This is a genomic window from Streptomyces sp. NPDC006365 (assembly GCF_042870755.1).
Taxonomy (GTDB): Bacteria; Actinomycetota; Actinomycetes; order Streptomycetales; family Streptomycetaceae; genus Streptomyces; species Streptomyces xiangluensis.
On record NZ_JBIAHS010000013.1, the window covers coordinates 67,337 to 91,704 of the forward strand.

General features: G+C 71.2%; 22 protein-coding genes and 7 pseudogenes. 14 read left to right on the forward strand and 15 right to left on the reverse strand.

What is annotated here, in order from left to right:
• Positions 1–706: 706 nt before the first annotated feature.
• A pseudogene (locus tag ACFYO0_RS30250) lies at positions 707–1,211 on the forward strand (MarR family winged helix-turn-helix transcriptional regulator).
• A gap of 103 nt (positions 1,212–1,314) precedes the next feature.
• Positions 1,315–1,608: a hypothetical protein gene (locus tag ACFYO0_RS30255; RefSeq protein ID WP_388682385.1), complete on the forward strand. Its 294-nt coding sequence runs from the start codon at positions 1,315–1,317 to the stop codon at positions 1,606–1,608.
• A gap of 160 nt (positions 1,609–1,768) precedes the next feature.
• Here the strand turns inward: ACFYO0_RS30255 and ACFYO0_RS30260 are convergent, their stop codons facing one another.
• The gene (locus ACFYO0_RS30260; RefSeq protein ID WP_388682390.1) at positions 1,769–2,173 is read right to left on the reverse strand and encodes a DUF302 domain-containing protein; all 405 of its coding nucleotides are present in this window, start codon (positions 2,171–2,173) and stop codon (positions 1,769–1,771) included.
• A gap of 166 nt (positions 2,174–2,339) precedes the next feature.
• Between ACFYO0_RS30260 and ACFYO0_RS30265 the strand changes: the two are divergent.
• The 3 genes and pseudogenes from ACFYO0_RS30265 to ACFYO0_RS30275 form a co-directional block, all read left to right on the forward strand.
• A pseudogene (locus ACFYO0_RS30265) lies at positions 2,340–2,572 on the forward strand (hypothetical protein); the annotation flags it as partial.
• Positions 2,572–2,946, forward strand: a complete 375-nt coding sequence (locus ACFYO0_RS30270; protein WP_388682392.1) for a rhodanese-like domain-containing protein — start codon at positions 2,572–2,574, stop codon at positions 2,944–2,946. The pseudogene ACFYO0_RS30265 and the gene ACFYO0_RS30270, both read left to right, overlap by 1 nt.
• Positions 2,943–3,686, forward strand: a pseudogene (locus ACFYO0_RS30275) (sulfite exporter TauE/SafE family protein); the annotation flags it as partial. The gene ACFYO0_RS30270 and the pseudogene ACFYO0_RS30275, both read left to right, overlap by 4 nt.
• A 27-nt stretch (positions 3,687–3,713) precedes the next feature.
• Here the strand turns inward: ACFYO0_RS30275 and ACFYO0_RS30280 are convergent.
• Positions 3,714–4,001, reverse strand: coding sequence for a metal-sensitive transcriptional regulator (locus tag ACFYO0_RS30280; protein WP_388682694.1), 288 nt, complete (start codon positions 3,999–4,001; stop codon positions 3,714–3,716).
• Positions 4,002–4,082: 81 nt separating this feature from the next.
• Between ACFYO0_RS30280 and ACFYO0_RS30285 the strand changes: the two are divergent.
• Positions 4,083–4,582: pseudogene (locus ACFYO0_RS30285) on the forward strand (rhodanese-like domain-containing protein); the annotation flags it as partial.
• Between the two features lie 67 nt (positions 4,583–4,649).
• On the opposite strand, the gene ACFYO0_RS30290 reads toward ACFYO0_RS30285, so the two are convergent.
• From ACFYO0_RS30290 to ACFYO0_RS30320, 7 genes and pseudogenes are all read right to left on the reverse strand, one after another.
• Complete coding sequence (locus ACFYO0_RS30290) at positions 4,650–6,341, reverse strand: aminotransferase class V-fold PLP-dependent enzyme (protein ID WP_388682696.1); 1,692 nt, start codon at positions 6,339–6,341, stop codon at positions 4,650–4,652.
• Positions 6,338–6,790, reverse strand: coding sequence for an OsmC family protein (locus ACFYO0_RS30295; RefSeq protein WP_388682698.1), 453 nt, complete (start codon positions 6,788–6,790; stop codon positions 6,338–6,340). The genes ACFYO0_RS30290 and ACFYO0_RS30295 overlap by 4 nt, the downstream gene beginning before the upstream one ends.
• Positions 6,791–6,824: 34 nt before the next feature.
• A pseudogene (locus tag ACFYO0_RS30300) lies at positions 6,825–7,319 on the reverse strand (sulfite exporter TauE/SafE family protein); the annotation flags it as partial.
• A complete protein-coding gene (locus ACFYO0_RS30305) occupies positions 7,316–7,891 on the reverse strand; it encodes a rhodanese-like domain-containing protein (RefSeq protein WP_388682700.1) in 576 nt (191 codons plus the stop codon). The gene ACFYO0_RS30305 and the pseudogene ACFYO0_RS30300, both read right to left, overlap by 4 nt.
• Positions 7,876–9,261, reverse strand: coding sequence for a rhodanese-like domain-containing protein (locus tag ACFYO0_RS30310; RefSeq protein WP_388682394.1), 1,386 nt, complete (start codon positions 9,259–9,261; stop codon positions 7,876–7,878). The genes ACFYO0_RS30305 and ACFYO0_RS30310 overlap by 16 nt, the downstream gene beginning before the upstream one ends.
• A 125-nt stretch (positions 9,262–9,386) precedes the next feature.
• A pseudogene (locus ACFYO0_RS30315) lies at positions 9,387–10,615 on the reverse strand (FAD-dependent oxidoreductase).
• Positions 10,616–10,661: 46 nt separating this feature from the next.
• Positions 10,662–10,988, reverse strand: coding sequence for a rhodanese-like domain-containing protein (locus ACFYO0_RS30320; RefSeq protein WP_388682396.1), 327 nt, complete (start codon positions 10,986–10,988; stop codon positions 10,662–10,664).
• A gap of 422 nt (positions 10,989–11,410) precedes the next feature.
• On the opposite strand from ACFYO0_RS30320, the gene ACFYO0_RS30325 reads away from it, so the two are divergent.
• From ACFYO0_RS30325 to ACFYO0_RS30340, 4 genes are all read left to right on the forward strand, one after another.
• The gene (locus ACFYO0_RS30325) at positions 11,411–11,800 is read left to right on the forward strand and encodes a hypothetical protein (RefSeq protein ID WP_388682398.1); all 390 of its coding nucleotides are present in this window, start codon (positions 11,411–11,413) and stop codon (positions 11,798–11,800) included.
• Between the two features lie 174 nt (positions 11,801–11,974).
• A complete protein-coding gene (locus tag ACFYO0_RS30330) occupies positions 11,975–12,133 on the forward strand; it encodes a hypothetical protein (protein ID WP_388682400.1) in 159 nt (52 codons plus the stop codon).
• A 97-nt stretch (positions 12,134–12,230) separates the two neighbouring features.
• Complete coding sequence (locus tag ACFYO0_RS30335; protein WP_388682402.1) at positions 12,231–12,752, forward strand: hypothetical protein; 522 nt, start codon at positions 12,231–12,233, stop codon at positions 12,750–12,752.
• A 70-nt stretch (positions 12,753–12,822) separates the two neighbouring features.
• Positions 12,823–14,817, forward strand: a complete 1,995-nt coding sequence (locus ACFYO0_RS30340; protein WP_388682404.1) for a copper resistance CopC/CopD family protein — start codon at positions 12,823–12,825, stop codon at positions 14,815–14,817.
• A 122-nt stretch (positions 14,818–14,939) separates the two neighbouring features.
• On the opposite strand, the gene ACFYO0_RS30345 is transcribed toward ACFYO0_RS30340, so the two are convergent.
• On the reverse strand, positions 14,940–15,683 hold the full coding sequence (locus ACFYO0_RS30345; RefSeq protein ID WP_388682406.1) for a DUF1775 domain-containing protein: 744 nt from the start codon (positions 15,681–15,683) through the stop codon (positions 14,940–14,942).
• Between the two features lie 59 nt (positions 15,684–15,742).
• Between ACFYO0_RS30345 and ACFYO0_RS30350 the strand changes: the two genes are divergently transcribed.
• Positions 15,743–16,051, forward strand: a complete 309-nt coding sequence (locus ACFYO0_RS30350; RefSeq protein WP_388682408.1) for a hypothetical protein — start codon at positions 15,743–15,745, stop codon at positions 16,049–16,051.
• 443 nt (positions 16,052–16,494) lie between these two features.
• Here the strand turns inward: ACFYO0_RS30350 and ACFYO0_RS30355 are convergent, their stop codons facing one another.
• The 5 genes from ACFYO0_RS30355 to ACFYO0_RS30375 all read right to left on the reverse strand — a co-directional run bounded on the left by ACFYO0_RS30355 (position 16,495) and on the right by ACFYO0_RS30375 (position 21,073).
• On the reverse strand, positions 16,495–16,950 hold the full coding sequence (locus tag ACFYO0_RS30355) for a DUF3093 domain-containing protein (RefSeq protein WP_388682409.1): 456 nt from the start codon (positions 16,948–16,950) through the stop codon (positions 16,495–16,497).
• A 78-nt stretch (positions 16,951–17,028) separates the two neighbouring features.
• Positions 17,029–17,697 carry a DsbA family protein gene (locus ACFYO0_RS30360; RefSeq protein ID WP_388682410.1) on the reverse strand — a complete coding sequence of 223 codons (669 nt, stop codon included), beginning with the start codon at positions 17,695–17,697 and terminating at the stop codon, positions 17,029–17,031.
• Positions 17,694–19,739 carry a cytochrome c oxidase assembly protein gene (locus ACFYO0_RS30365; RefSeq protein WP_388682412.1) on the reverse strand — a complete coding sequence of 682 codons (2,046 nt, stop codon included), beginning with the start codon at positions 19,737–19,739 and terminating at the stop codon, positions 17,694–17,696. Before ACFYO0_RS30365 ends, ACFYO0_RS30360 begins: the two co-directional genes overlap by 4 nt.
• Positions 19,729–20,316, reverse strand: coding sequence for a copper resistance protein CopC (locus ACFYO0_RS30370; RefSeq protein WP_388682413.1), 588 nt, complete (start codon positions 20,314–20,316; stop codon positions 19,729–19,731). Before ACFYO0_RS30370 ends, ACFYO0_RS30365 begins: the two co-directional genes overlap by 11 nt.
• Before the next feature lie 85 nt (positions 20,317–20,401).
• Positions 20,402–21,073: a hypothetical protein gene (locus tag ACFYO0_RS30375; RefSeq protein WP_388682415.1), complete on the reverse strand. Its 672-nt coding sequence runs from the start codon at positions 21,071–21,073 to the stop codon at positions 20,402–20,404.
• Positions 21,074–21,367: 294 nt separating this feature from the next.
• Here ACFYO0_RS30375 and ACFYO0_RS30380 point away from each other — a divergent pair, with 294 nt between their 5' ends.
• The 3 genes and pseudogenes from ACFYO0_RS30380 to ACFYO0_RS30390 all read left to right on the forward strand — a co-directional run.
• Positions 21,368–22,390 carry a cation diffusion facilitator family transporter gene (locus tag ACFYO0_RS30380; RefSeq protein WP_388682417.1) on the forward strand — a complete coding sequence of 341 codons (1,023 nt, stop codon included), beginning with the start codon at positions 21,368–21,370 and terminating at the stop codon, positions 22,388–22,390.
• A 231-nt stretch (positions 22,391–22,621) separates the two neighbouring features.
• Entirely contained in the window at positions 22,622–23,317 is a 696-nt protein-coding gene (locus ACFYO0_RS30385; protein WP_388682419.1) for a type 1 glutamine amidotransferase domain-containing protein, read from the forward strand.
• A gap of 86 nt (positions 23,318–23,403) precedes the next feature.
• A pseudogene (locus tag ACFYO0_RS30390) lies at positions 23,404–24,345 on the forward strand (NAD(P)-dependent oxidoreductase); the annotation flags it as partial.
• Positions 24,346–24,368: the final 23 nt, after the last annotated feature.

The following is a 24,368-nucleotide window of genomic DNA, read 5'->3' on the forward strand; positions in this document are numbered from 1 at the left end:
ACGCGTACACGCAGACACGCCGCCAGAGCCGCATCCCCTAACTCGTAGGCCACCGGCCCCATTGAGCTGTGTTCAACGTGAACGTGCAGGTCGCGGAGGTGGCGCGGCCGTGACACGCTTCCCCTCCCGAACGATCAGGCACCCCGCCCGCGATCGTAGGAACCCCGACCGCTGCGGCGCGGACAAAGCCGGAAAGCCCCATCCCCGACGTGTCAGATGATCTACGCTCCAGACTCCCGCCGCCCACCGCCGCGAGTACGCCACTGGCCTCCCACGCCAGCACCGCTGACCAGCGGAGATTCAGGTTGTGCACCCCTCAGTGCGTGGCGATCCTCGAACCGGCTGCGAAGGGCTCCTGACCTGCGGTTTTGTGCGTGCGCATTATGTGCGGTGCGGGCGTTGCGGGCGATATCCTGACGCTGAAATGACGCTCGTGACGCTCATTTGACGCTTGTTCTGATGGAGTGTCAGGTGTGTTGGGTCGCTGGTCAGGCGCTCTGGTGCGCCGTGCGGTCACGGGGCATCGCCGAGGGTTTCGTGGCGGTCTGCAGTCCTACGGCCGGTGGCCGTAGGACTCGGATGGTCAGCGCGACACGTGACGCAGCGCCCATCCAGGCTGCTCGAGTTAGGCAAGCAGATTGCCTTGCCTAAGTCAAGCAACTTTTCATCTTGCTTAAACTCAGGCAAGCACTTCTATGGTGGTCCCATGTCCACACCGCACCCCACGTCGGCACCCGTCCCGACGGCTGTGACCGAGAGTGAGCGCGCCCTGACCCGCATCACCTATCTGGCCGCGACCGGGCCCGCCAGCACGAGCGCCTGATGGCCGAGTCCGGCCTGTCGCTGGACCGGGACGCCGCGGCGATCATGGGTACATCGCCGAAAGCGAGCCACTGCGTCCCGGAGTGCTGGCGGCCCGGCTGTCCGTGGAGGCATCCCACATCGCCCGGCAGTTGCGGCAGCTGGAGAGGGCCGGTTACGTGGCTCGCGCCCCGGATCCGGACGACCGGCGGGCCCAGCGAGTTCAGCTGACTCCGGCTGGTCTGGCCGCGGTCGAGCGCATGCAGGAGGTGCGCCGCCGGGGCATGGAGATGGCTCTGGCGGACTGGTCGCCCGAGGACCTGGTGCAGCTCTCCGTGCTTTTCCACCGGCTTGTCGACGACTTCGTCGCTCACGCCGAGGTCGACATCGACGTTCGGCCCTCTGCCTGACGGCGATGCGGAGACCTTGTGCGGGCGGCCTCTTCAGGCCGGGGCCGAGCCCCTGGCCTGCCGTTCAGTCGTGAAGCGTAAGCCCTACCCGAATGGTCTTGCCATGCACAGGAACATCATCACCAGTGAGAAGCCGTCACCGCCTCGTGGTGGCGGGCGGCATGTCCTGGTCGTCGACCCAGATCCCGGGGTAACCGAACTCCTCGCCGGCGCACTGGAGTTGGCGGGATATCGCGTCGGAACGGCAGGCACCAGTGCCGAGGGGATGATCCGGCTCGCTCAGCTCCGGTTCGACCTGGTGGTCTGGGGCGGGGCCGCTTACGGGGGCTTGGTCAAAGGACGGCCGGCGCCGTGGAGGTTCTTGGCGGGCAGGGCGAGTCCTTCGGTCTGGGAGTAGGCGGCGTTCTGGTTGCTCGATGTTCACGGCAAACGTCCTGTGGGTCGCCGGCTCGTGTCCGCTTGCCGTCCTGGGCGGCGCTAAGGCCGGGATTCGCCCTGGAGTCGGCATGGGGCGGGCCCTGTGAGGGCGTCCGGCGCGTGTTGAGCCGAGCTGCCGGTCAGATGCTCGTGTCGGGCGTGGTGAGTGAGGCAAGGGCGGCGTCGAGGCGGCGGGTGGCGTCCTCGGCGACGGGGCGCAGGGCGTCGAGTTCGGTGAGGGTGACCATCGTGTTCGGGTCGAGAGCCTGTACGGCGGTGCGGTCGCCCTGGCGGCGGACGACGACGTTGCAGGGCAGCAGCAAGCCGATGGAGCGGTCGGCCTCCAAGGCGCGGTGGGCGAGGGGCGGGTTGCAGGCACCGAGGATGACGTAGTCCTCCATGTCCTGGTCGAGCTTGGCCTTGAGAGTGGCGGTGACGTCGATCTCCGTGAGGATGCCGAAACCCTGCGCGGCGAGGGCTTCGCGGACGCGCTCCACGGTGGTGGCGAAGTCGGAGTCGAGGTGCACAGTGCGGTCGTAGCGCATGGCGGTGGCCCTTCTTGTCAGCTCGCTCGGGGCGGGTTACCGGTCGTGTGCGAGGTACTCGTGAGGTGGTTCCACGAGCTTTCGCCCCTTTGGATACCCCCCGGGGTACTCGTCTACGTCGAATGTATACCCCCAAGGGTAAATATTCACTGGAAGGGAGTACCTCGTGTTCTTCGTCGACACGATCGAGGTGTCGGGGCTCGGCAACCGCAGCTGTTTCGCCGGCGGTGAGCGCACGGCGGTGGCGGTCGACCCGCCGTGAGACGTCGACCAGGTGATCGCGGCGGCCCTCGGCGCGGGGTGCGGATCTCGGAGGAGGACGGCGCGGCGGCCGCGGTGTTCACCGGCGGCTCACTTCTGATCGGCACGGTCGGCCGGCCCGGGAGCGAGGAACCGAGATGAGCATCTTCCGACGGGCCCGGGGCGGCCCGAGCCGGGTGAGCGTGCAGGAGGCGCGGCCGCGAGCACCGGGCGCGGCGGGGCACGCCGTGCTGCTGGAAGTGCGCGAGCCGTGCGAGTGGCAAGTGGGGCGCGCTCCGCGAGCCGTGCACCTGCCACTGTCCGCGCCGGCCGCCGGGGCGGGGCTGCCCGCTCAGGCGCAGGAGCGGCCCCTGGTCGTGATCTGCCGCTCCGGCAACCGCTCCCGGCAGGACGCCGAACTGCTCGTCGCCCGCGGCTCGGAGGCCGTGGACGTGATCGGCGGGATGCGGGAGCGGGCCGGATCGGGTCTGCCGGCGGTGGACGCGCGTGGCCGGAACGGCACGGTCGCGTGAGCGCTCTCATGCTCGCCCTGGCCGCCGGAGGGGTCATCGGCCTGGCGCTCGGCGCGCTCGGGGGCGGCGGAAGCGTCCCCTGGCCGTCCCCGCGCTGATCTACCTGCTCGGTTTGAGTCCGGTCGGGGCGACGACCGCGAGTCTGGTCATTGTCACGCTCACCTCGGCCACCGCGCTCGTCGCGCACGCCCGCGACGGGGAATGTGCGCTGGCGTACGGGGCTGCTGTTCGCGCCCGCCGGGATCGGCCCGGCGATTCGGGGCAGCACGCTCGCCGACAGCATCCCGGAGACCGTACTGACGGCGGCGTTCCCCGTGGTCGCGGGAGCGCCGTGCGCATGCTGCGGTCGGGGCCGGGCGTTGAGGGAGTCGTGACGGTACGGCCGGGGCGTCCCGCGGCGGCCGGTGCCGGGCTCGGCGCGGTCACCGGTGTCCTCGGTGCCGGCTGGCGGCTTCCTGGCCGTACCGGCGCTGGTGGCCGTGCTCGGCATGCGGATGCGCAACGCGGTGGGCACCAGCCTGCTGGTCATCAGCGTCAACTCGCCGGCCGCACTGTCGATGCGCGCCGGCACGGTCGAGGGGCCGGACTGGGCGGTGGTCGGCCCATTCGTCGGGGCCGCGATCCTCGGCGCATGGGACGGCAAGCGGTTGGCCGTGAAGGTCTCCGGACACACGCTTCAGCGGATCTTCACCCTGGTGCTGCCGGCGGTCGTGGCCTTCATGCTGATTGACGTGCTGTCGTGGCGGGCGCCGCCGCGGCGAGCAGCTTCAGGCCAGGGACAGGAACAGCTTCTCCAGACGGGCGCGCATCGCCTCCGGGTCCTCGCCGTTCTTGCGCCCGGACTCCATGTCGGTGACGCACTGCTGCAGGCCCGTCGCGATGATCGCGAAACCGGCACGGTCCAGCGCGCGCGATGCTGCGGCGAGCTGCGTGACGACATCCTCGCAGTCGCGCCCCTCCTCGATCATCCGGATCACACCGGAGATCTGACCCTGTGCCCGGCGCAGCCGGTTCAGCACGGCCTTCAGGTCCGTACCCTCAAGCTCCAGTTCCACGATCACTCCTCGAAAAATACCCCTAGGGGTACTGTACGTCCCGATTCGGGGTGGCGTCGACCAGTAAGGATCACACCTGTCATGGCCAACTCCCCGACCCCTGTCACCCTCGCCACGGATCAGGCCCGCACGCGGCTGCACGAGCTGACCGTCATCGACGTGCGAACGACCGCCGAGTATGCCTCCGGCCATCTGTCCGGCGCCCTGAACATCCCCCTGGGGCGCGTCCGGCGGGTGCTGCCGGAGATACGGCACGTCGCCGGGCGCGGCGACGTCCTCGTCGTGTGCGCCTCGGGGGTCCGCTCGGAGAGCCTGCAAGCTGCCGGCCGAGCAGGGCATCACCACGGCGACCCTCGTCGAGGGCGCCGACGCCTGGGCCGCCGAGGAGCGCGACCTGCACACGCCGGCAGCCTGCGACCGCCCGTTCCGGCTGGAGCATGGAACGCCAGGTGCGCTTCACCGCCGGCAGCCTGCTTCTCCTCGGCCTCGTTCGGGGCCTGCTCATGCATCCGGCCCTCCTGCTGATCTCGGCCGGCATCGCGGGCGGCCTGGTCTTCTCCGCCCTCACCCACACCTGCGGCAATCGACGGTCGGCATGGTGTTCCCTCCGCTCTTCTATACCGGGCGGGGTATCTTGGCCTGCTCGGTTCAACCGGTGCCGGTCCGGGTTTGTTCCATGCAGACGGGAGGCAGCGGGAACCAGCGCATGTGCTCGAAGTCGGCCGGCAGTCCGGTGGGGCCGTCGTCGAGACGGTCGGGACGAGCGGCCAGCACCTCGCGGGCACGGGCGAGTTGACCGGACAGCGCCTCCTCGCCCAGCCGGTGATGGCGGACGGCCGGGGCGGAGGTCCACCCGTCGACGCCGAAGCGCACGTCGGTCAGCCGCAGTGGAGCGTCGGCGGGGCCGTCGTGGTGGTGCCACTGTCCGGTGTGCGCATCGAAGCGGTAGTCGGGCAGGAGGCGATGGCCGTGCGTGGCGATCAGGTCGATGGCGTCGATGAGGTAGTCGCGGACGGTGTCGCTGATGAAGTAGTTGAAGTTGACGCGGATCCAGCCGGGTTTGATGCCGTCGCAGCCGTGTGCGACCTCGTCGAGCAGGGCGTGCGAGGTGGGGGCATCGATGGCCAGCAGGCGGTGGCCGTAGGGGCCTGCGCAGGAACAGCCGCCGCGGGCCTGGATGCCGAAGAGGTCGTTGAGCAGGGCCACCACGTAGTTGTGGTGCAGGTAGGAGCGGTCGCCGTGGCGGATCCGGAAGGAGACGATGGACAGTCGGCGGGCGTGGTGGTTCCCGAGGATCTCGATGCCGGGGTCGCGGTCCCATTCGGCGAGGGCGCGGAGCCAGTGGTGTTCCTCGGCGGCCTGGATGGTGTCGGTGCCGACGGCCTGCTTGAGGGCGAAGACGAGCCCGGCCCGGACGGATTCGACGATCGCGGGGGTGCCGCCCTCCTCACGGGCCACGGGGTCGTCGAGATAGCGGTGGCCGAGCGGATCGACGAAGGCGACCGTGCCGCCGCCGGGCACGGTGGGCACCCGGTTGCGCACCAGCTCGCGCCGCACGACGAGCACGCCGGGGGTCTGCGGACCGCCGACGAACTTGTGCGGGGAGAGGAACAGAGCGTCCTTGCGGTCCCCCGCGCCCGGAGCGCTCTCGGCCGTCCGGATCGGGACGTACGGCGCCGCTGCCGCGTAGTCCCAGAAGGACAGGGCGCCGTAGGCGTGCAGCAGCCGCGCGATGCGGTCGGTGTCGGTGAGGATGCCGGTGACGTTGGAGGCGGCGGAGAAGCTGCCGATCCGCAGCGGGCGGCCGGCGTGGCGGCGTAGTTCCCTTTCGAGCCCGGTGAGGTCGACATGGCCGTCGGGATCCTCGTCGATCACGACCACATCGGCGATGGACTCGCGCCAGGGCAGCTCGTTGGAGTGGTGTTCGTAGGGGCCGACGAAGACCACCGGCCGCTCGGCGGGTGGCGGCCGGTCCGGGCGCAGCTGAAGGATACCGACCAGTTTGCTGACCGCGGCGGTCGCACCGGACCCGCAGAAGATCACCAGATCGTCCTCGGTGCCGCCGACCGCCTCCCGGATGATCCGGCGGGCGTCCTCGCGCAGCCGGGTCGTCTGCAACCCGGTGCTGGAGCTCTCCGTGTGGGTGTTGCCGTAGCGCGGCAGCACCTGCTCGCGGACGAAGTCCTCGATGAAGTCGAGCGAGCGGCCGGAGGCGGTGTAGTCGGCGTAGACGATCCGCTTCGGCCCGTAGGGGCCCTCCAATACCTCGTCGTCGCCGATGAGGCCGCCCCGGATCCGGTCCAGCAGTGCCGAAACGGTCGGCGCCGAGGTCGTGCTCATGGCTCCAGCTCGATGTCGGTCTCGGGCGGCTGGTGGAGGGTGTTGTGGACCGTGCAGTGCGAGGCCACGGCCAGCAGTGCCGCCCGCCGCTGCTCGGACAGCGCCGCCGGAGGGGTGATCACGAGGCGCAGGGAGGAGACGCGCGCCGGGCGGTCGGTGGCCATGGTGAACTCGGTACGGACGCGCAGTCCGGCGAGGGGTAGGCCGTGCCGGTGGAGGTAGCGGCCCGCGTAGAACGCCACGCAGGTGGCCAGCGAGGCCGCGAAGAGCTCGGTCGGGGTGGGCGCGGTGTCCGTGCCACCCGCTTCCAGCGGCTGGTCGACGTGGAGGCGGTGTCCGCGGACGTCCACGGTGTAGGCGTCGCCCTCGACGTGGGTGACCTGGAGGCGATGCACGTCTGTCTGCTGCGGGTGGTTCGTGCTGAGGGTCTGCGGTGTGCTGCCGGTCATGGCCGGGCCCCTCTCGCTGGTGTCGGCTGCTCCTGAGTCCAGTCGACCGCTGAGCGCGGGGCACGACGAGGAAGCCTCCGCCCGCGCCGACCAGTCCGGTGACCAGGCCGACGACGATGCCGTCCAGCAGGACGTGGGGGACGGGGAGTTCGTGGTGGACCTTCCGCGGCTGTTGCCGGCGGCCGCGGATCATGGCGACGGCGGTGGCGATCATCATCAGAGCGAACGCGATGAGCAGGACGCTGCCGGGGATGAACTCGGCCAGCCGTCCGCCCGCGTAGGCGCCGGTCATGCCGGCCAGGCCGAACAGCAGCCCGGTGCGCCAGCGGACGCGTCCGGCCCGCGCGTGGGAGACGACGCCGGCGGCGCTGGTGACGCCGACGACGAACAGCGAGGTGGCGATGGCCTCCTTGGTCTCCATTCCGGCCAGGTAGACCAGGATGGGCACGGTCAGGATGGACCCGCCGCCGCCCAGCACGCCGAGGCTGACGCCGATGAGCAGGGACGCGGCGATGACGACGGCGATCACGAGGAATCCCGCAGGGCGGCGACGACGGTGGCGAGGTCGGCGCGGGGACCGCGGTTGTAGGGCAGCTTCGCCAGCAGCATGCCCATGGCGCAGGTGTTGGTGAGCGCGGCGACGGCCAGCCCTGCCCCGACCGCAGTGCCGATCAGGTGCAGTCCGGGCAGGAACAGGCCCGCGACGCCGGTCACGAGCACCAGGGTTCCGGCGACGAGCCGGACCTGGCGCTCCAGGTCCCAGCGTTCCGGGCCGCGGGTGAGCGGGCCTCCTGCGGTCTCCCAGGCCATGACGCCGCCGTCGAGGACGCGCAGGTTGGGCAGTCCGGCCTCGGCGAGGGCCTGTTCGGCCTGGGCGGCGCGGGCGCCGGAGCGGCAGATGAGGATGACGTCCTCGTCGAGGTGGTGGCGCAGTTCGGCGCGGTGCTCGCGCAGGGTGTCCAGGGGGACGTTGTAGGAGCCGGGGATGTGGGCGGTGCGGAACTCGCCGGGCGTGCGCACGTCCGGCAGCCGCGGACCTTCGCCGGAGAGGGCCAGGTCGCGCAGGGTGGCGGGAGTGCGGTGAATCAGACGTCGGCGGATGCGGGCAGGGCGAGCCAGGCGCCGTAGCCGCCGAGCAGGTCGGAGACGTCGGTGTGGCCGTGGTGGCGCAGCAGGCTGGCGGCGATGGAGGAGCGGTGGCCGCCCGCGCAGTGCACGACCAGGGGACGGTCGGCGGGGATCTCGTCGACGCGGCGGGCGAGTTCGGCCAGCGGGATGTGCAGCGAGCCCTCGATGAAGCCCTCTTCGCGCTCGGCGGTGTTGCGCACGTCCAGGACCAGCGGGGGCTCGTCGCCGTCGAGCAGCCGACGCAGTCCCTCGGCGGTGAGCCGGCTGGCCTGTTCCATCTCGTCGGCCAGGGCGGGGAAGGCGCCCTCGGGTTCGCGCAGGTAGCCGCAGACCTTGTCGAAGCCGATCCGGGCGAGGCGGGTGACGACCTCTTCCTCGCGGTCCTGGGGCGCGATGACGACGACGTCCTGCTCGGGGGCGACGACCATGCCGGCCTGCTCGGCGAAGCGCCCGTCGGCGGGCACGTTGACCGAGCCGCGCAGATGGCCGGGCGCGAAGTCCTGCGGGGAGCGGGCGTCGACCACGACCGCCCCGGCCGCGCGCCGCTGCAGGAACTCCCCGGCCGACAGCGGCCGGGGCGCGGCGGCCGCGTCGAACAGGCCGTGCTCCTTGCGGTTGAGAATGGCGTCGTAGACGAAGTAGGCGGGCGCGGACGGCTGCCCGGCCGTCACCAGCTCGACGAACTTCTCCTCGCTCATCGGCCGGCAGGCGTAGTTGGTGGCGCGCTGCTCGCCGATGGTGGACTGCCGCTGGGTGGAGAGGTTCTTGCCGCACGCGGATCCGGCGCCGTGCGCCGGGAAGACCCGCACGGCATCCGGGAGGTCCATCAACTTGTGCTGGATGGTGTCGTAAAGCATCTTGCCGAGTTCGTCGGCGGTCACGCCGATCGACGCGAGCAGGTCGGGGCGGCCCACGTCGCCGATGAACAGCGCGTCACCCGTGAGGACGCCGTAGGGGACGGTGTCCTGCGCGTGCTCGTACACCAGGACGCTGATCGACTCCGGCGTATGTCCCGGGGTTTCGAGGATCTGGAGCTGGACGTCGCCGAGGCTGATGTGCTCGCCGTCGGTGAGCTTGCGGATGGGGTACTCGGCCTCGGCGCGCTGTCCGTAGCCGATCCAGGCGCCGGTGCGGTCGGCGAGCTCCAGGTGGCCGGCGAGGAAGTCGGCGTGGAAGTGGGTGTTGAGGACGGCCTCGATGGTGAAACCGTGCTCGGCGGCGTCGGTGACGTACTCGGAGACGTCGCGCCGCGGATCGACGACGACGGCTTTGCCGGTGGTCTCGTCGGCGATCATGTACGACGCCTGGGAGAGGCAGTCGAGGTAGTACTGGGCGAAGAACATGGTCGGGTGACCTCCATGTCGAATGGGACTGAATACCCTGGGGGTATATTCGAGAGTCTGGTCCGCCCTTGTCGGAGGGCGGGGACGGTGGTCGGCCCGGGCCGGGGGGTGCCCGGGCCGACCGGTCAGAGGCGGCCGGTGAGCATGCCGTGCCAGTACACCGGCGGCAGGCCGTACCGCTTGAACAGCCACATCGTGCGCCGCTCCTTGAAGGGGTCGAGCAGCGGGAGGTGGGCGTGGGGTTCAGGTCGTAGTCGAACTCGGCGAGCAGCATCCGGTCGCGGGCCGTCACCAGCGGACAGGACGTGTAGCCGACGTAGCGGTGCGCCGGGGAGCGTCCGTTCATCACGTCCAGCAGGTTCGCCGCGACCACCGGGGCCTGCTTGCGCACCGCGGCTCCGGTCTTGGAGGTGGGCAGGTTCGCCACGTCGCCGAGGGCGAAGACGTTGTCGTAGGACGGGTGTTGAAGGGTGTGCTTGTCGGCGGCGACGAAGCCTTGGGGGCTTGCCGGGTCGGCGAGCGGGCTCGCCTTGACCCAGTCGGGGGCGCTCTGGGGCGGCACGGCGTGCAGAAGGCCGTAGCCGATGGTCTCCTTCGTGCCGTTCGCGTGGTCGGCGACGGTGATCTCGCGGGCGTCGCCGTCGACGGCGGTCATCTCGGAGCGCAGCCGCACCTCGATCCCGTACCGCGCCGCCACCTTCTCCAGCACCTGGGACCAGGCGGGCACCTTGAACATCACCGGGTCGGGGATGACCAGGACGATCCGTATGTCGTCGAGCACCTTGCGCCTGCGCCAGTGGTCGGCGGCCAGGTAGGCGATCTTCTGCGGGGCGCCGCCGCACTTCAGCGGTGTCGCCGGATGGGTGAAGACGGCCGTGCCCGACCGCATCCTGCTGATCAGCTCCCAGGTGCGCGGAGCGTACTCGGGCGCGTAGTTGCTGCTCACCCGATCGTGACCCACTGCCTCGCCGAGGCCGGGGACACCGTCCCAGTCCAACTGGAGACCGGGTGCCATCACCAGATGTTCGTAGGTGAGTTCGGCGCCGCCGGACAGCGTCACCGTGCGGGTCTCGGGGGCGACGGCCAGGGCGCGGCGGCGGATCCACCGCACGCCGTCCGGGATGACCGACCCCTCGGGGCGGTGGGTGACGCGCAGGGGTGCCTGGCCGCCGCCGACCAGGGTCCACAGCGGCTGGTACCAGTGGGTGTCGGACGGTTCGACCAGGGTGATGTCACTGACGCCGGCGCGGCGCAGGCGGGCGGCGACGCTGATGCCGGCGCTGCCGCCGCCGATGACGGCGACGCGGTGGCGGCCGGTGATCGGGGTGTCGGTGGGGGAGGGGGTGGCGGCCAAGGCGGTGCTCCTTTCCGGCTGGCCGGTGTGCGGGGGCCCGGCAGGGTCAGGTGGCGTGCTCGTGTGAAACGGCCGCGACGGGACGGCCGGCGCGGGCCCAGGCGCCGGTGCCGCCGGTCACCGAGTAGGCGTCGACGCCGCGGGAGGTCATCCAGTCGGCGGCTGTCCTGCTGCGGTTGCCGCTGGCGCAGATCACGTACACCGGCCGGTCGGCGGGCAGTTCGCCGCACCGTGTGGGCACGGTGCGCAGCGCCATCGGACGGGCGCCGGGCACGTGTCCGGCGGCGTACTCGTCCGCCTCCCGGACGTCGACCACGAGCGCGCCGTCGGCCCAGGCCGCCGCGAACGCTTCCTGTGTCACTTCACGAGCCATTTGATTGGCTCTCAATTACCCCCGGGGGTATCTCTCCGGCGAGAGTACGGCGGCCTGGAGGGGAGCGTCAAATACCCCTCGGGGTATTTGCCCGAGAGGTAACTCGCGGCTCCGCGCCGGGGTCGGAAACGAGCCTTGACCCGTCGGTCACGGCCCTGGGCGGCCGGACGGTCGTCCGTGTCGCCTCTTCGGCGCTGGAGACCGCCGTCCGCGGACAGTGCCGCACTGCCGTTGGACCCTCACTCGCTTCCTACATCCGGCAAGGTCCACCGAACCGGGTGATTGCTCTTGAAGTGAAGGTGGTGGTGTTGCCCATGTCACCTTTCCTGCAGGGTAGTTCGGCATGTTCGAGGGATGCGCGCCGGTAACGTTCCGGTGTCAGTACGAGCAAGACATCCGGGGGTCCGGTGGTGATGCGGCGCATGGCGGCAGCAGCCGTGCTGCTGGCTGCTGCCGTCCTGCTGCACTTCGGACTGCCCCACCACTCCTCGGCCACTCCGGGCGCGGTGTCAGCCGTGGCACCCACAATCGAAGCGAAGTCCAGGACGGCGCAGAGTCCCGTGTCCACCGTGGCTCACGCCGGTACCGGGTCGCAGCACCACGAGGCCGCCGACGACGTTCTTGCCATGCCACCCCGGGCAGTTCACCTCGTCGAGCCGCCGTCTCTCGCCGAGGACGCGAGCGCGAGGGCGACGATTACGTCCCTCGTCGTCGTGTCCGGCGTGCCGCATCCCCGTGCGGCGAGAGACGTCTGGAACCCCGGCGGCGGACTCGCGCCCGACCTCACCACCCTGCAGACCTTCCGCTGCTGATCGGCAGCGTGCTCCGCGCACCCTCCCCACCACCGGTACGCACCTCCATCGCCGACCGAGCGTTCAACCGGCCGCTCGCCCCGGCTCGTTGACGCGTATCCGGACGCGCGCGGCACGCGCTCTTCGCGCCTTCCCTCCCCGAGAGCCCCACGAAGAGTCACGAGGCCGATATTCATGCACACGCTCAGCGAGCACGCCCGAACGTTCCCCGCGAAGATCGCCGACCAGCAGGGGGAGCTCGGGCTGCCGGCCGGGGGCCTGCCCGCGCACCAGTCCATCGAGCTGAACCTCGCTGGGCTGCGGCGCCTCTGCCGCCCCGCGGATATTCCATGACATACCGGGGTGAACGGCACCCAGCGTTCACCCGTACCCCTTGTCGTACTCCTGGCCGCTGACCGCGGGCGGGAACAGCCTGGAGACGGAGAGGCACGTGCCACAGCATCCCGAGCAGCCAGAACAGCCGGAGCAGTCAGATGGGGGACGTACCGGCCGCACCCTGCCCACCGCCCGCCTGATACGCGGCGCCGCGCTGGCCGCGAGCCTGGCCCTCCTTCCCCTGGCCACGGCCTGCAGCGGGGGCGAGGACGGTGCCGCGGAGGACCCCAAGCCCTCGACCAGCCCCGTGGCCGAGGCCGTGGCGCCTGCGAAGGTCGAGGTGATCGCCAACCTGACCGGCTGCAAGCCCAAGATCCGCATCGAGGCGGACCAACTGCGCCAGGGCCTCTGCCACACGAAGAAGGTCGACTACCTCATCACCACCTTCCCCGAGGAGAAGTACAAGCAGACCTGGCTGGAATCCGCCGCCATCTACGGCGGCAAGTACCTGGTGGGCTCGCGCTGGATCCTCAGCGCGAAAGAGCCGGAGATGCTGGAGCAGTTCCGTACCAAGCTCGGCGGGACGATTCAGCAACTGCGGGGCATCGGCCCGACTCCGGCCCCGAGCGCGTCGTAGCGACAACCCCACCCCTCACCGCAGGCCCGCCCGCATCCGCACCGTACGACCCACCCTGGAGGCTGCCCTCATGCTCGTGGCATCGCGCCGGGCCAAACCGCTGACTGCCCTGCTCCTGGCCGGAGCCGTGCTCGCCTTCCTCCTCGGCGGCGCCGGACCCGCCTCCGCCCACGCCACCCTGACCGGGTCCGAACCGGCCGACGTATCGGTCCTCAAGGCGGCCCCGAAGCAGGTCACGCTCACCTTCAGCGAAGGCGTCAGCCTCGCCGACGGCTCACTGCGCGTACTGTCCCCGAAGAACGAGCGGGTCGACCAGGGTGCGGTCACGCGCGCTGGCGGGAAGGCCGACACCGCCCGCGTGATGCTGAGCGGCAAGCTGCCCGAGGGCACCTACACGGTGTCCTGGCGGGTCGTCTCCGCGGACGGTCACCCGATCTCCGGTGCGTTCACCTTCTCCATCGGCGAACCATCCGCCTCCGCCGCCGCCGCGCCCTCGGCCGAGACCTCGGACGACACCGCCGTCTCCCGCCTCTACGACGCCTTCCGCTACGTCGCGTACGGCGGTCTCGCCCTGCTCATCGGCGTCGCCGTGTTCACCCTCGGGTGCTGGCCCGCCGGCGCAGGTCTGCGCCCGCTGCGCAGGCTGCTGCTGACAGGCTGGACGGCGCTGTTCGCCTCCACCGTCGTCCTGCTGCTGCTCCGTGGCCCGTACGAGACCGGCCGGGGACTCACCGCGGTGTTCGACCTGTCGCTCCTGGGCCGGACCGTCACGGGCAGGGGCGGGCTGGCCCTGGGGGCACGGCTGTTGCTGCTCGCCGTGGCGGGAGTCCTTGCCTTGCGGTTGGCGACCCGGCTCCGCGGCAGTTCCGAGGGGAGGCGTCAAGGTTCGGCCGCTGACGCCGCTCCACCGACGCACGCGTCTTCCGCTCCCCGTGCCGACGCAGCTGATCGGCTCACCGGTGAACGGCAGTTCGGGACCGGGGTGTACGGGGCGGGTGTGCTGTTCGCCGTGGGTCTGGCCCTCACCTGGGCCGTTGCCGACCACGCCGCCACCGGTATCCAGGTCCCGTTGGCGATCCCCGTCTCCGTGCTGCATCTGCTTGCCATGGCGGTGTGGCTGGGTGGTCTGCTTGCGCTGGCCGTCGCCCTGTTCCGGGCACCCGCAGGCACGGTGATCCCGGCAGCAGCGGTGGCGCGCTTCTCCCGGCTGGCGTTCACCGCGGTCGTGGTCATGGTCGCAACCGGCGTCTACCAGTCCTGGCGACAGGTCGGCTCCTTGGAGGCCCTGGCCACCACCGAGTACGGCAGGCTCCTCAATCTCAAGGTTGCCGCTGTGGTCCTGGTACTGACCGTGGCGGCATTCTCCCGCCAGTGGACCGCGCAACTCGGCCACCGGCCGCAACCGCGGGAATCCCTCCCGGCGACTGCCCCTCAGCGCGCCCGCCTGGCACAGGCCGTCGGCGCCGGTGCCTCCTCGGGCGGCGACACAACCGAGGACACGGACGCCGACGGGCCGCCCGCCCCGGGCGTCAGCCCCGCCGCCTCGGACTCCCCGTCCGAGTCCGGCCGCCACCTGCGTGGCCTGCGCCGATCGGTCGCCGCCGAGGCCGTCCTCGGCGTGGTGGTCCTGGCGATCACCACGGTGCTCACCGGCACCCAGCCCAGCCGTGCCGCCGTGGAGAGCGCCGCCGCGACCGCCGCAGCCCAGGCTCCCAGGGCGAGCGTGGCCGTGATCCCGTTCGATGTCGGCACCCCGAACGGGCACGGCAGAGCGCAGATCACCTTCGCGCCGGGGCAAGTGGGCGACAACACCGTGGAGGCCATCGTGTACGGGCCCGACGGGGGCCCGTCCTCGGTTCCCGAACTCCGTCTCACCCTCACCCACCGTGCCCAGCGGATCGGCCCGCTGGATGCGAAACTCGTTGACCGGGGAGGCTATTGGGCCACCGACCGCCTGCGGCTTCCCCTGCCCGGTACCTGGACCCTGCGGGTCACGGTGCGCACCTCCGACATCGACCAGGTCACCGTCTCCAAGAACGTGACCATCAGGCCGTTGCCGACCTGACCCGCTGTTCGTGGTGAGCACGGACGCCGGCCGGCCCGCGGACGTTCGCCGGGGCGTGCGGTGTCGGCGTCCGTGCGTCCGGAGGGCGGAAGTGGCCCGCCCCCCGGACAGGGCTTGCACGGTCAGTTCTGCGACGCCGCGGTGCGACGCTTCGTCAGCCACCACGCGCCGCCGCCCACCACGAGCAGCGCCACGACGCCCCCGCCGATGACCAGGCCCGCCGAACTGCCCCCGTCCTCCTCCGAGGCATTGGTGTCGGCATCGGACCCCGCGGCCGCGACATCCGACTCCGTTGCCGACGGGCTCGGGCTGGGCGTCGCACTGTCACCAGGGTTGGGGCTCGGGCTGGGGTTGGCCGGTTTGGCGCCCGGGGCCGCGGCCTTCAACTTCAGGACGGGGGCGGGCTGTTCGGGCTCCTCGCCGCCGCTGGGCAGTTCGATCCAGCGGGAGACTTCGCCGTCGCTGTAGGTCTCGACGGTCTTGAACGCGAGCTCCTTCGCGTCCGGCAGCTGCCGGATCTTGATCTTGTGCTCGGCGTCGACGCCGGTCTTCAGGGCGGGGCCGCCGACGGTGTACCCGTCGCTGGTGGCCTTCAGTTTCCAGCCCTTGGGCGCTTCGTCGAGCGTGACGTCACCGGGAGCGATGCCCTCGGGCAGTACGACGCGCAGTTCGGTGAAGCCGGCGGTGTCGGACTCGGCCTCGGAGACGAAGTCCAGGGTGGCGTTCTCGGCCAGGGCCTGGGGCTTGTCGGCCTCGACCTCCGCGTGCGCGGCGGCCGGTGTGGCCAGGGTGAGCGTGGCAGTCAGCGCGGCGGCACCGGCGAGAGCGACGCGGCGACCGGCATGGGCCACCAGTTGGGTGGACATGGACACAGGGGAACTCCTTGCTGATACGGGAGAGACCGGTCCAGCGGATGCCGGGACCGGTGACGGAGCGGAAGTGCTCCCGCCGCGGTGGTCCCCTGCGCACCACCGCGTGCTCCAGCACGTCGTCCCATGCCTGGGGCGCTCCCTGGAAGGAGGCGCCCGGCCGCCGGTCGGGCAGCGTGAACAACACCCGGCCGGTGTCGCACACCGGTCGCGGCAGCACCTGGGCCACAGCGGCCGCGGCTGATCTGGCGAGCATGCGGAATGTGCCGAGCGCGGTCGTCATCCGCGTGTCCGCCCGGTGCAGCAGCCAGGCCACGACCAGCGCGGCGGCCGCGTGGACGGTCGTCATCGCCGCCCCGGCGTGATGCCAGGCGTGACCGTCGCCCGCGGCGGCAGCGAGATGCCCGGCGTGCAGGGGGTGCCCCGGCACTGCCGCCTGCGTGTCGCCGTCCGCGAAGGACAGTGCCAGATGGAGCACACCCTGCACCGCCAGCGTGGCCACCACGGTCGCGGCCGGCGCGTAGCGGCGGCGCGCCAGCGGCCAGACCGCCACGAACTGGGCCACGATCGCCGAGCCCACCAGCCGCCAGGGCACCGTGCCTTCGGCGATCGCGTGGTGACCGAAGGTCGCGAGCACGGTGCCGAGCACGGCGAACAGGCCGGCCCGCGCGCATGTTCCCGCGCGGCCGGCCCGGCCTGTTCCGGCACGTCCCTCGTGCCCGGTCACGTGATCACGCGGCACGGTCGCCCATCGTCCCTACCGGTCGGCGGCCGTCCCGTAAACAGCCGTACGTACGCCGCCGCACGGTCAGGCTCGCTCACCGATCGCCTTCGCGAGCCGGTCCGGCGTCCGGGTGGAGAGGTAGAGGTACGGAGTGGGATCGTCGGGGTCGACGATCTCGACGCGCACGGCGGTGGTGATGTAGCTGCGCATCACCATGAACGCGCGCATGTCCGCCTTGTACGTCCGCCAGGCCCGCGCATCCTCACCTTCCAGGACCTGCGGTTCGCCCAGCGCGTTCAGCGGGATCCGTGCGTCGCCGGCCACCAGGAGGCCGTTCGTGACTCTGATCCGCATCGAGCCCTGGGAACTGACGAAGAGCCCGGCCAGGCAGGTGCCCGCCACCAGGGCGATGAGCGCGGCAATCGGGCCGTAGGGCATGAAGATCAGCGCCATGGAGAGGCCGAAGAGGACGGCGATGACCCACCAGGATCTGGGAGCGGTGAGGCGTTCGTCGTACGCGGGGGCCTTGCTGGAGGTCACTGCGTTCACCTTGTCGTATACGTAGGGGGACGGCGGGACTGTTCACAGGGGGAAGAACGCGCCGGCGCATGGCCCTCGTCAGTCGGACAGCCGGTCGTCGATGAGGGACTTGAACACCTCGTAGGAGCCGGGGGTGGCGATGGCCTCTCCGCCGAGGAAGAGCGTCGGGGTGCCCTGCACGCCCAGCCCGAGGCCGTCGCGCTGGTCGTCCTGGACACGTCCGGCCGTCTCCGGATCGGCGAGGTCGGCGTCGAACCGGTCCATGTCCAGGCCGAGTTGCTTCGCGTAGCCGCGGAAGACGGACTCCTTCCACTCCTGTGACTCGCCCCACTCCTTCTGGGTGGTGAAGAGCTTGGTGTACATCTCCTCGAACTTGCCCTGGCGGGCGGCGGCTTCGGCGGTGCGCGCGGCGAGCTCGCCGTTGCGGTGGCCGGGCATGGGGAAGTAGCGGGCGACGAACGTGACCCGGTCGCCGTACTCCTCGCGCAGCTTCTCCACGACCGGGTACATCGCCCCGCACGCCTCGCACTCGAAGTCCAGGAACTCCACGATGGTGAGTTCGCTCTTCCTCGGCTCGGTGAGGCGGTGGCTGGTGTCGCGGACCGGCAGGGCCTCGGCGGCGGGCTGCACGTTCACGCCGCCGGTGTCGCCGTCGTCGGGAGAGAACAGCAGGAAGGCGCCGAGGGCGGCGGCGAACGCGGCGACGAGCGCCGCGGCGACGATGAGGTGCTTCTTGAGCTTCTTCATGATTCCTCGGTGGGGGCGGAGTCGGTGGTGCGGTCGGGCAGCCGGTCGCGGGCGTGCAGGCTCGCCAGGTAGGCGTTGTAGGCGGCCAGCGGGTCGTTCTCGTCGCCGCGGTCGATCTTCCGGTCGACGCGGCGGGCCTCGCGCTGGTCGGAGCGGACCCACTGGATGGCCAGGATGATCGTGGTGATCAGGACGGGGATGTCGCCGGTGGCCCAGGCGATGGCCCCGGCGTCGTACTGGTCGTCCATCGGATACTCGACCCAGGGCCGGTCGAGCGCGGACCACCAGCCCTCGCCGATCAGCGCGGTCGAGCTCATCAGCGAGATGCTGAACCAGGAGTGGAACGGCATCGTCAGGATCAGCACGAACAGACGGCCCAGGTGGGGCGGTCGGTGCGGTCCGGGGTCGATGCCGATGACGACCCAGAAGAACAGCAGTCCAACGGCCAGGAAATGCACCAGCATGAACATGTGGCCCAGATGACTGCGCATCAGGATCTCGAAGAGCGAGCTGTAGTAGACGACGAAGGCGCTGCCGATGAACAGCACGCTCGCCATCACCGGATGCGAGATCACTTTCACGTAGCGGCTGTGCAGGAGCTTGAGAAGCATCTCCCGCGGCCCGTCTGATTCTCCCTTGGGGGCGCGGGGCAGGGCGCGCAGGGCGAGCGTGGCGGGGGCGCCCAGCACGAGCAGGATCGGCACCGTCATCGCGAGGATCATGTGCTGGCCCATGTGCACGCTGAACAGCACCTTGCCGTAGACCGCCAGCCCGCTCATGGTCGCCGGCACGGTCACCACCAGGCCCAGCAACCATGAAATGGTGCGCCCGACCGGCCACTTGTCGCCCCGGGCGCGCAACTTCAGTACGCCCGCCAGGTACAGCAGGGCGGCGGCCGCGGTGCCGAACGCGAACACCGGGTCGAAGTGCCACTGGGTGAACAGCGGCGTCCACGGGAAGTCGCCGAGCGGCGGCGGCATGGGGAAGCCCAGCAACTCCTCGGCGGAGGAGAGGGACGCGTCCTCGGCACCGGGCGCCGGGGTACGTGACAGGCCCACCGCGAGTCCCATCGCGGCGGCCATGAGCAGCAGTTCGCCGGCCGCGAGCCGGACGAACGCCCGTCGGCTGCCGTCCGCGAGAGTGGGCAGCGTGCGGCGGCGGTGCCACCAGCCGACGGCACCGAGCAGGGCGAGCGCGACCGCCTTGCCGATGACCATCAGCCCGTACCGGCTGGTGAACACGTCGCCCAGGGACGGGAGCCGGACCACGGCATTGACGATTCCGCTGGCCGCGACCGCGAGCAGCGCCCAGCCGGCGAGGGGACTGAAGCGGCGGGCTGCGGCCGCCGTGTCCGGCTCCCGCCGGGCAGCGACGACCAGCATGAAGAGCAGCCCGCCGACCCACAGGGCCACACCGATCAGGTGCAGCGCGAGGCTGGTGACCGCCGCGTCATGGTTGCCGGACGCCGAGGAGTGGCCTGTGAAGGCGGGTGGCAGGAGTCCGGCGAGGGCGACCAGGAGCGCCAAGCGGGCCCAGCACGCCGTACCGATGCCCACACAGAGCGTCCCGATGATGCCTCCGGCGGCCACCATCAGGGCGTACGACCGCCCTTGGGGGTCGGTGGATACGAAGTCGGCCAGCACGGCGGGGGACATGATGTCGCCGACCGGCCGGGCGAACAGGTCGGAGAGCGTGAACAACAGGGTGGCGGCCGAGGCGGCGGCCCACAACGCCGCTGTCGCCGCGGCCCAGTTGAGGTAACGCAGCTGCGTGGGGCCGAGTCTCCTGCCGCCCGGCAACAGGACGACGACCAGGAGCAGCGAGCCGATGGTGGCCACCGCGGCTGCGTCCGTGACGGTACGGGCCACCGGCAGCCCCCAGGCCGTCACGGCACCCGCGTCCGGGATCCCGGGAATCTGCGCCGTCGCGCCGCCACCGGCCCGCACGGCGGCCACCGTCACGGCGACGGCGAGGCCGACCGATGCGACCAGCACGAGGGACAGAGGCGGCAGCCGCCGGGTCTTGGTGGTGTCAGTGGCCACGACCGGCTCGCCTCCGCCGCGCCACAAACCCGCCCGCGGCCGCCACGGCGACGGCCAGCACACCGGCACCGATCAGCATGGTGCCGCCCGCGTCCCAAGACCCCCCACCGGCTTGGCCGGACTCGGGCTGCCGAGGCGTCGCATCGGCCGATCGCGCGGCACGCGGAGACGGGCTGGGACTGCCCGTCTCCTTGATGGTGAAGGTGTAAGAGCCCGAGACGGGATGGCCGTCGGCGGAGACGACCCGATAACCCACGGTGTAGCGGCCGGCTGGAGAGCCGGTGTCGAGGGGAAGGCTGACTGTCTTGCCCTCGACCTGCGGATCGCCCGCGGCGGCCGAGGCGCCGTCCGGGCCGGTGACAGCGACCTTGGAGTACTTCTGGGTCATCGCGTCGCTGAAGGACAGCGTGACGCGCGGGGGCAGTCCGGCGAGTGCGGCGCGCACGGCCGGACTGGTGGTGTCGAGTTCGGTGTGGGCTGCGGCCTGCGGAACGGTGGTGGCCAGGACCGCCAGGGCGGCGGGTGCGACCAGGGTGCGTGCCGCCGTGCGGACGGCACGCCGGTCGGTGACGTTCATGACGCGGGACTCTCTGTGGCCCCCGGCGACGTGGCCACCGGGGTGGGAGGGACCGGCCCGCCGGGCGGCCCTCGCGTCGAACCCGTCAGGGCATGCAGGGGGCGCCGGTCGGCGTCGGCCGGAGAAGGGCGAATGGAGCGTGCCCGGCGGACGGCGGAGCCCTGCCCTCGTTCAACCGCACGAGCAGCGCCGACATCAGTGGCGAGTTGCTGTCGGGGAGCGCGATCTGCGGACCGGTCCCGTGACGGCCGTTCAGCAGTGGCCAGACGAACACCAGCAGACGTCGTACGGCCGCCAGCAGCGGCCTGCTCTGCCAGAGCAACCGCTCCGTGACGCCCATCAGACGGGCGGCGAGCAGCAGGGTGACCAGGTGCCCGGCGAGCAGAACACCGGGCGGCGGCCCGGACACCGCGTCGTGCTCGACCAGCCAGGACGAGCCGCCGAAGGTGCCGTCTTGTCCCGTCACCGCCACGCAGGCACCCGGCAACGAGTAGGCGACGTGGTAGGCGAGTTGTGCGAGGGCGAGCACGCCCAGCAGTTGGGTGTCCGTCAGCCGATGCCGCGTCAGAACCGCCGCGCCCGGCCCGGCCACCGCTCCCATCCCGACCACGATGACCCACCGAGGCGCATGCCCCTGCGACAGGACATGTCCGGCCAGCGGCAGCAGTACACACAGCACCGCCAGCACCCCGGCCCGCAGTGCGCGCAGCGCACCGGACGCCGGCGAGCCGGCTTGTGCCGGGTGGGGCGGTTGCATCAGGTCGGGGCTTTCGGGAGTCCGTCGCTTGTTCGGACGGGGAGCGGATGGCGGCCTACGGGACTGCGGAACCCGTACGCCCCGGAAGCGTACCCACCGACTCTCCCGCCCGTTGACGACAGGGTGGGGCTCGCGACGCCGCCACTTGGGAACGATCATTGGTCGATAAGTTTCCGCAGGTCAGAGGCTTTCTAACGGACATGACAACGGTCACCGATGCAGCCTTTGGTGATTCGCTGACCCATGCGTTTCACTGCATGCGAGGCATCCGTCGCGAGGGGGAAGGCGTACAGCATGAGTGACCACGGTCATGAGCACGGCCCGAAGCAGGAGCACGGCGCGGGTGGGCACGCAGGGCACTCCCACGGCGTCTCCGCGGACGCCGACCGCCGCTGGTTGGGGATCGCGCTCACACTGATCACGGCGTTCATGGCGATCGAGGTCGTCATCGGGATCATCGCCCAGTCCCTCGCCCTCATCTCCGACGCGGCCCACATGCTGACCGACGCCGTGTCGATCGTCCTCGCACTGATCGCCATGCGGCTGTCGGCACGCCCCGCCCGCGGCGGCTTCACCTACGGCCTCAAGCGAGCCGAGATCCTCTCCGCCCAGGCCAACGGCCTGACCCTGCTCCTGCTCGGCGCATGGCTGGCGTACGAGGCCGTGCACCGCCTGATCGATCCGCCCGAGGTGGAGGGCGGGCTGGTGCTCGTCACAGCCCTCGCCGGGATCGTCGTGAACGTCGCGGCCGCCTGGTGCATCTCCAAGGCCAACCGCTCCTCGCTCAACGTCGAGGGCGCCTACCAGCACATCCTCAACGACCTGTTCGCCTTCATCGGCACCGCGGTGGCCGGTCTGATCGTTCTGCTCACCGGGTTCGCCCGCGCCGACGGCATCGCCACACTCGTGGTCGTCGCGCTGATGGTGAAGGCCGGGTACGGGCTGCTGCGCGAGTCGGGCCGGATATTCCTGGAGGCCGCCCCGGCTGATGTCGACCCCGACACGCTCGGTGACAAGCTCGTCGCCCAGCCGGCCGTGGTCGAGATCCATGACCTGCACGTCTGGCAGATCACCTCGGGCCAGTCCGCCCTGTCCGCACACGTCCTCGTCGAACCCGGCGGCGACTGCCACGCCGTCCGCCGAGACCTGGAGGAACTCCTCCGGCACGACTACGGCATCACCCACTCCACTCTCCAGGTGGATCACACCCCGGAGAAGGTGTTGCAGCTGGCCCTGCCCGGTGAGTCGGCCGGCGACGGGGCGCACTGCGAGGACCCGCATGGCCCGGTCCACCGTGAAGAGCCGCACGAGCACTGAATGGGGCTCACCGTGACGGGCGGGCACGTGGTGCATCGCGACACCTGACACGTGCCCGCCGTTGGCGCCTCCTTGCACGAGGTTGAGGCGCCGGAGCCCGGGGCGAGGACACGCGGACGCCGGGTGGGGACTAGCGTCGTGGATGTCGTCAGGGCGCACGCGGTGGCAGCACCCAGTGCGAGTGGCGACCGATGGCCAGGATCACCCAGCAGCAACACTCAGGGAGTACACATGGCGAAGATCCTTTTCGTGATGACCGGCGCCGACCAGTGGACGCTGGCCGACGGCAGCACGCACCCCACCGGTTTCTGGGCCGAGGAGGCCACCGTCCCCTACGAGGCGTTCAAGGCCGCGGGCCACGAGGCCACCGTGGCCACGCCCGGTGGTGTCGTGCCGCCCGTCGACCCCGCCAGCCTGAGCCCCGAGGTCAACGGGGGCGCGGAGAACGCGGCGGCGGTCCGGGGTGTGGTGGAGGGCGCCGCCGAGTTCCGCAGCCCGGTCGCGCTGGCCGATGTACGCCTCGACCGCTTCGACGCGGTGTACGTTCCCGGCGGTCACGGCCCGATGGAGGACCTGGCGGTGGACGCCGACTCCGGCCGTCTCCTCGCCCGGGCGGTGGAGTCCGGTCTGCCGGTGGGCGTGGTGTGCCACGGCCCGGCCGCGCTGCTGGCCGCGACGAAGGAGGACGGCACCAACGCCTACGCCGGTTACCGCATCACTGCCTTCACCAACAGCGAGGAGCGGCAGGCCGGAAACGCGGAGAAGGCCAAGTGGCTGCTCCAGGACCGGCTCACCGCGGCCGGCCTGAAGGTCGAGGCCCGCGAACCGTGGGCGCCGCACATCGAGGCCGACCGCAACGTCGTCACCGGCCAGAACCCCGCCTCCTCCGGCCCGCTCGCGGCCGAACTGCTCAAGAAGCTCGGCTGAGTCGCGGCACACGAGATCCTCAGCCGCTCCCATGAGCAGACCACGACCAAGCAGCCGACCAAGGCCGAAGAAGACCAACGCACCACAGGCACAGGGAAGTTGACGTCATGACCGACAAGCTCACCGTGAGCGTCCTGGGCACCGGCATCATGGGCGCCGCGATGGCCCGTAACCTCGCCAAAGCCGGGCACACGGTCCGCGCCTGGAATCGCACTCGCGCCAAGGCCGAGCCCCTCGCGGCCGACGGGGCGCACATTTCCGGTACGCCCGCCGAGGCGGTGACCGGTGCCGATGTCGTCCTGACCATGCTCTATGACGGGCCGGCCGCCCTGGAGGTCATGCGCGAGGCGGAGCCCGCGCTGCGCCCCGGCACGGCCTGGGTGCAGTCCACCACTGCCGGGATCGAGGGCATCGGCGAGCTGGCCGGCTTCGCCCGCGCACACGAGCTGGTCTTCTACGACGCGCCCATGCTGGGCACCCGTCAGCCCGCCGAGGCGGGCCAACTGCTGGTCCTGGCCGCGGGCCCGGTCGAGGGCCGGGACGTGGTGGCTCCCGTCTTCGACGCGGTCGGCGCCCGCACGGTGTGGACCGGCGAGGACGGCGCGGCCGGCAGCGCGACCCGGCTGAAGCTCGTGGCGAACAGTTGGGTCCTCGCGGCAACCGCGGCGACCGGCGAGGTCCTCGCGCTGTCCAAGGCGCTGGGCGTGGACCCGCAGAGCTTCTTCGACGCCATCGCCGGCGGCCCGCTCGACATGGGCTATCTGCGGGCCAAGGCCGGACTCATCCTGGACGGCAGGCTCTCCCCGGCCCAGTTCGCGGTGGCCACCGCCGCCAAGGATGCCCGCCTGATCGTCGAGGCGGGTGAGCAGAATGGCGTACGCCTCGACGTCGCCGCCGCGAGCGCCGCACGCATGAAGCGCGCCGCCGCCCAGGGCCACGCCGACGAGGACATGGCTGCCGCGTACTTCGCCAGCTTCGACGCGGACTCCGAACCCGATCTGACCCCCGACGAGGAGGCGTCCACCTGAGGCCGCGTCCTCGGGACCCGGGG